7 protein-coding genes are annotated in these 6,301 nt (G+C 48.3%); 2 read left to right on the top strand and 5 right to left on the bottom strand.

Annotated elements, in window-relative coordinates; all coding sequences use genetic code 11:
• Nucleotides 1-33: 33 nt before the first annotated feature.
• From yunB to AC6ESP_RS09775, 5 genes are all read right to left on the bottom strand, one after another.
• Nucleotides 34-1,170: a sporulation protein YunB gene (yunB, locus tag AC6ESP_RS09755; RefSeq protein WP_497096513.1), complete on the bottom strand. Its 1,137-nt coding sequence runs from the start codon at nucleotides 1,168-1,170 to the stop codon at nucleotides 34-36.
• Nucleotides 1,171-1,279: 109 nt separating this feature from the next.
• Entirely contained in the window at nucleotides 1,280-2,320 is a 1,041-nt protein-coding gene (locus tag AC6ESP_RS09760) for an ABC transporter substrate-binding protein (protein WP_497096514.1), read from the bottom strand.
• 80 nt (nucleotides 2,321-2,400) lie between these two features.
• Complete coding sequence (locus tag AC6ESP_RS09765) at nucleotides 2,401-2,880, bottom strand: nucleoside deaminase (protein WP_497096515.1); 480 nt, start codon at nucleotides 2,878-2,880, stop codon at nucleotides 2,401-2,403.
• Nucleotides 2,881-2,925: 45 nt separating this feature from the next.
• Nucleotides 2,926-3,738, bottom strand: coding sequence for an ABC transporter permease (locus AC6ESP_RS09770; RefSeq protein WP_497096535.1), 813 nt, complete (start codon nucleotides 3,736-3,738; stop codon nucleotides 2,926-2,928).
• A 99-nt stretch (nucleotides 3,739-3,837) separates the two neighbouring features.
• Complete coding sequence (locus AC6ESP_RS09775) at nucleotides 3,838-4,629, bottom strand: ABC transporter ATP-binding protein (protein ID WP_497096516.1); 792 nt, start codon at nucleotides 4,627-4,629, stop codon at nucleotides 3,838-3,840.
• Between the two features lie 307 nt (nucleotides 4,630-4,936).
• Between AC6ESP_RS09775 and AC6ESP_RS09780 the strand changes: the two genes are divergently transcribed.
• Entirely contained in the window at nucleotides 4,937-5,107 is a 171-nt protein-coding gene (locus tag AC6ESP_RS09780) for a hypothetical protein (RefSeq protein ID WP_497096517.1), read from the top strand.
• A gap of 93 nt (nucleotides 5,108-5,200) precedes the next feature.
• On the top strand, nucleotides 5,201-5,683 hold the full coding sequence (locus AC6ESP_RS09785; protein ID WP_497096518.1) for a hypothetical protein: 483 nt from the start codon (nucleotides 5,201-5,203) through the stop codon (nucleotides 5,681-5,683).
• Nucleotides 5,684-6,301 lie beyond the last annotated feature (618 nt).

Consider the following 6,301-nt stretch of genomic DNA (forward strand, 5'->3'; position numbering starts at 1 on the left):
GAACCAGCCGCAGGTGCGGCTGGTTCGTTTTCTTTATGGAGCGTTACCCGCATTGCTAGAGCCGCTCACAGCCGTATCTCCGCCAAGGGGATTCTCGGAGTCGTCCAAATACTCTTGAAGCATGCTGCCATCTGAAGGCTGTGTTACTCCTGTCCCCGCTTCTGCATCATCACCCTCAGAAGGCTTCGATACGCCCGAGCCATTATTTAACGGTACGGATATGTTCGGTGCATTAGGAGCCGATTCCCCGACAGGGTTGCCTTTATTATCGTAGTAATACATCGGAACGTCGCCAACGACGAGCAAGTAAGAGATCGGTATTTCGGTCTCTACCTGCTGTGGGTCCGTCTCGAATGGTACGATGATCGCTACCTCTGCAACGATGCGAATATATACTTCAATCAAGATCATATTAATGCCCGCATTTTTCTGCCTCGTATTCAGATCCACCTTCACGGCGCCGACCGGCTCGAACATAACAGCGATACGCGGACCATAGGATGAGATGATCGCACTCTTCAGCGCATTGCCGATAGGGATATGCTCCGGAATACCTTTCAGCTCATCAAGTGTGGATTGTACGGTATTAATCGTCTGGGCACGAATCTTCGTATGCTCCGCGTAATTGAGCATGAAGCCTGAGATTTTGCCATTGCTGTTCATCTTCCAATCAATCAGCTTCTCCAGATCCGAGCTGCCTGCAACCTCTTCGGTGGTCGCTTTGTTAATCGCCTGCGTAGCCACCTGCTTAATTCGCAGCTGCGCCAGATGCATGAGCGGAGGACGCAAATGCTTCTCTATGTACACGAACGATTGCACCGCCCCAAATAGCAGAATAAGCAGTGTTATGGTGATCCACAGCCTTCTCCGCCGCTTCGGAGCCATCGGTTTAGAGCCCCAGCCTCCTGCTCCGGCAGCCGGCTTACTTGGCTTAGCGCTCGCTGTTCTGACTGGTCTAACCCGTTTTCTCGGCTGCCAGATTCCTCCCCAGGAGTTGGCACGGTTAACCGCTGGCTTGCGCGAATGCCACCTCGCGCCTGATGGAGATGCTGAAGCGCGGCTGCCCCAACTTATCGTCTTGACTCTTTTGAATGGACGATTCGACCATAAGAGCTGCCGGTTCCGGCCCACCATACGAAACAGCCATCCCCTTCTTCCCCACTTAGCCACATGCGTCGCCCCCTATCCGTTTGTCCTAGCTCTACATCCTTATGCAGAGCTAGGACAAAAAAGAAGAAGGCTTGCAGCGCAAGCCCTCTTCTCTTCTACATGGAACGATCTATTCTGCTGGGAGGAACTCTGTCGTGAATGCGGACTTCACATCCAGCTTCTCCTTCAGCACGCCAATCTCTACAAGCTGATCCATCAGAGTAGTCCAGCGTTCTTCCGTCATGTAGCCTACACCATGCTCAGCTGCATCATGACCAAAAATAAATTCCGTTTGTGTTTCTTCGGCGAAAGTCATCTCTCCCGGAGTTAGCGCCGTATTGATCGTACGGATGTAAGGATCGATCTCAGCGAAGGTTTCTTTGTAATCTGCCCAGCCCTTCACTGTACCGCTTACGAATGCTTTGACAGCGTCCGGATTCTCTTTGATGAACTTCTCGGTCGTATAAATAACTGCCGCATAAGGCTGGTAGCCGGAATCTGCTACGAGCAGCGTATCAACAGGAATACCTTGCTCTTCCACAGCATACGGCTCGCCAGTTACGAATGATTGGCTGGCAGACGTTTTGTCGCTGATAAAGTTCGCATGCTGGCCTGTATAGGCAACTTCTTTTGCTTTATCCAGCTTATACGTATATTTGAGGTACTCCCAGTAAGGCTGGCCTTGTTGGATGAAGACAGTACGGTCATTGAGGTCGGCGAAGTCTTTGACCGCACCTTCATGGAACATGATGCTCTGCGGGCTGATCTGGAATGTCGTTGCAATCGCTACGATTGGAATTCCTTGCTCACGAGCAAGCAGAATCTGATCGGCATGCGCTAGGCCAAAGTCAGCCTTGCCTGAGGCTACGATCTGAATGGATGATACTTGTGGGCCACCTTGCTCAATGGTAACGTTAAGACCTTCTTCTGTATAAATACCATGCTGCTGCGCAGCGAATAATCCGCCATGCTCGGTTTTGGCGAACCAGTTCAACACGACTTTGACATCCACCGGTTCCTTCGCTTCAGGCGCTGGCTCTGCTGTTGCCTCCGTTGTCGGCGCTGCAGTCGGAATCGCCTCAGTGGTAGCCGCCGTATTGTTCGCGTTGTTGCCGCCGCATCCCGCAATGATAATTGTAAGCACCAACGATACTAGCATAAGCATTCTCATTCCCATTTTTCGACCCAGCATTCTCATCCCACTCCTCTAATCTATATGTGGCTCGACTCGCCAGACTTGCCGGCAACCCGTTATACCCAATACCCATCATGCACTGCTACAACTTCTGCCTCGATCTCCGGGAATGGCCCTATAACCTCTATAGGCTTCTGACCCTTGGAGAAAATATCTCTGCACGGAAGATTGAAGGTCGGATTCTGCTCATGTGCTCCTGTAAGCTCCAGCAGAACCTCCTCTGTAGTTGCATATACAACTCTGCCTACATTACCCCAATACATCGCACCTGCGCACATCGCACAGGGCTCGAAGGTCGTGTACAGCGTACAGCTCCATAAAAAATCATGCGAGTAAAGATGCGAAGCTTTCTCCATGAGTGCTGTCTCCGCATGACCCGTGCAACGCTTCTCAGTCAGCTCAACGTTCTCTTGCCTCAGCAGAATCTCACCTTCCGCATCTACCAATATCGCGCCAAAGGGCGTATTTCCATTCGCTCTGGAGCTTTGAGACACTTCAATACATTGGCGCAAATAATACAAATGATCCTGTTTCATTGCTCTTGTCTCCCTTGTTCACGTTGTTAAGTAATGCTGCACACATTAGCCTTCGGATTTCATCTCCGACTCATGCCATGAGCTAAGCATCCACTTCGAGAAGGCATTTACCAAAAGGTAGAATACAATGCCTAGTACGGATGCTGCCAACCCGCAAGCGAATAGATAAGGAGTATCCAGTCTTGAGGAAGCCATCGTAATGGCATAGCCAAGTCCACCTTTTCCGCCGCCAATGCCCGCGATGTACTCACCAACAATTGCGCCGATGACTGCCAGCGTACAGGAGATTTTGAGTCCGGCTACAATATACGGAAGAGCGGCTGGCAGGCGCAGTCTCCACATCGTCTGAAGCTTGTTCGCATTGTATAGGAAGAACAGGTTCTTCATGTTGCTGTCGGTGGAATTGAGTCCGATCAGCGTATTGGACAGCATCGGGAAGAAGGCAATCAGGAACGCGATAATAATGATGGCATTCATCCCTGCACCGAACCATATGACAATAATAGGAGCGATAGCAACAATCGGAATGGTCTGAAGAATGATTGCATAAGGATACACACTCTTCTCCACTAGCTTGGAGATTGCCAGCAGGACAGCCCCGCCTACCCCAAAAATAATACTGAGTATAAAACCAAATACCGCTTCGCCAATCGTCGTCCATACCGATACGGTCAGCTTGCTCCAATTATCTACTGCAGAGATAACGATGTCCGAGGGCTTCGGAAGAATATAGCTCGGTGTTCCAATTAGCGTAACAATAAGCTCCCAGCCACCAATAAATACAATGAATGCGATGAAAGGCGGCATGAAGGAAGCGAGATACGTGTTAAGCTTATTCGGCTTCTTAAGCCCCCCCATTGATTCCGCTTGCGCTGAATTTGCAGCAGGTGTCATTACTGCTGGCGTTTGATTCATGTCTCCCATACTGATCAACCCCTTATCGTCTACTCGCTGCCTTTAGTGCTCTAGTGCTGCGGATACCTCTCTTACTAATTCACCGAATACGGGCGTCGTACGGAAATGCTCCGTTCTTGGAAAAGGAACCGGCACGTCTATTGTCGCCGATATTTTGCCGGGTCTCGGTGTCATCACAACGACCCTTGTCGATAGGAATACAGCTTCGAACACATTATGGGTGATGAACAGCACGGTCATTTTTTTATCCTGCTGCCATATATTCAATAATTCATCCTGAAGCGTCTGTCTCGTTATTTCATCAAGTGCTCCGAACGGCTCATCCATGAGTAGCAGCTTCGGTCTTGATATAAGCGCTCTAGCAATTGACACCCGCATCTTCATACCGCCAGACAGCTGCCTTGGCATCGAGGTCATGTAATCCTTCAGTCCGACCAGCTCAAGCACTCTCTCCGCTTCCTCAAGCATCTGCTTCTTCGGCATTCCCTTCAGCTTTAATGGAAGCATGACATTGTCTTGAACAGAGCTCCACGGCAATAGCGTATGATCCTGGAATACGAAGGCTGTATCACTATGCTTGCGCGCTTCCTCCGCTGTCGTACCCAATATCTCCAGCTTGCCATGAGTGGATTTCGTAAGTCCTGTGATCATCTTGAAGATCGTTGATTTGCCACAGCCTGACGGACCGACGAAGCTAAGAAACTCTCCTTCTACTATATGGAGATCGACGTTGCTCACCGCTGTGATGCCGCCGGGATATATTTTGCCAAGTTTGTTCATGACGACTAGCTCTGGGGATCGTTCTAGTGAAGGTGAAGCTGCAGCTTGGTTCATCGTCTCTCTCCTCATTCCATATTAATGAAATATTAGCTATCATTGTTGTCGTGCTTCAGAAGTTCTTTGTAGCCTTAGCATAGATTCAAGCGCCGATTACGTCAATTAACCTAACACTATATTTGTATAAGGGAACAATATCATCACCTATATTTGTTTTCCATGCACATTTCGAAGGGAATACGTTAGTTTTATTAACATTTATTAAGCTATCTGTTTGAATTTCCGAACATTGTTGAATTCGACTTTCAGGTAGCCGCCATCGCTCGAATCGTTTATTATAGCAAGCAGAAGCCTATAAACGGAGTTGATTACGATGTTCACCTTGAAGGAAAAGCTATATTTATTGAAGCTGCTGAAGGAGAAGAAGCGTACATCTTTTTTCGGCTTGAGCAAAGTGACGCCCGAGCATGAACGGCTGGTTGAGAAGCTGGAGCAGATGGTTCGCAATGAGCAGGTAAATAAGGAGCATCTATAATGCTGCCTTTGGCGGGTTATATGGTATAATCAACTACCAGCAAGGAAGTAAACGGCTTACACACAGATGATGTGAGCAACGATGGAGGAAACGATGTTAACTTTTGAAGATAAACTAGCTATTATTGAGTCATTCACTGAGCTGCAGAGGAATGATGTCTCGCTTGGACGCATCAACTTTCAATTTGAAGACAGCGTATACGATCGCAAGAATGTCGTGTACCATCTGCATCCTAATGGCAACGGCTATGTATATGCAGGTCTATTGCGCAATTTCTCGCAGGATGAGAAGGGGCTCGTCAACATTCGCGATTATAGTGCCGAACAGCTTCGGACACTGATCCGCGATGCGATCGATTCCCTATCCAAGCTGCCTGAGGCACCAGAGCCCAAAGCATCCCGCCGCCGCAAGAAATACAAGGAAGAGCGCTGGGTTGGACCGGACGATCAGCATCTGCTGCTGAAGCTGGAAGAGGATATGTGGTATGTGTACGCCGGCTTAAGCTTAGAGATGGCGTTCGAAACTCATGAGGAAGCTGAGCAATATATGGAAGAGGAAGGCTTCACACGGGAATAGCATAGAAATAAATGAAGGACCCTCGTTCCCGACTTCGGGAATATGGGTCCTTCGTTTATTTAAGACCGCATAATGTCTGTAACCCTGCTTGACGATTCCTTAGCGCAATCCTTTTCGTTATTCGTGAACCTTATTACGCTAATGCGCGGATCTTGCTCACCGCTCAGCGGTCTGCATCACACGAGATAGACTAGTTAATTGTGCGCGCTGGAGCTACATTGTATGTAGTGCAATCAAATCAGTGGGGACGGCACTAGAAGTCAGCTAAGGTTGTATCACATACAACCAAATCCGTTGTTTCGGCGCATAAAAGTAAATTTCAGGAAACTGAATTGTAGTGAGTACAATGTATAGCAAGCTATTGTTGATATATCGCCATAAGGTTGTATGAAAAACAGTCTGCATCAAGCGAGATTGACTAATTAATTGTGCGCGCTGGAGCTACATTGTATGTAGTGCAATCAAATCAGTGGGGACGGCACTAGAAGTCAGCTAAGGTTGCATTACTGCAGCTAGAATAAAAAGTGGACACTCGTTAAGTGTATGAGGATAATGACAATAACGAGAAGGGGTGTCCTGTATGGAGAAACAACCACGTAATCAATATACAGAAGAGTT

It is taken from the genome of Paenibacillus xinjiangensis, from assembly GCF_059686975.1.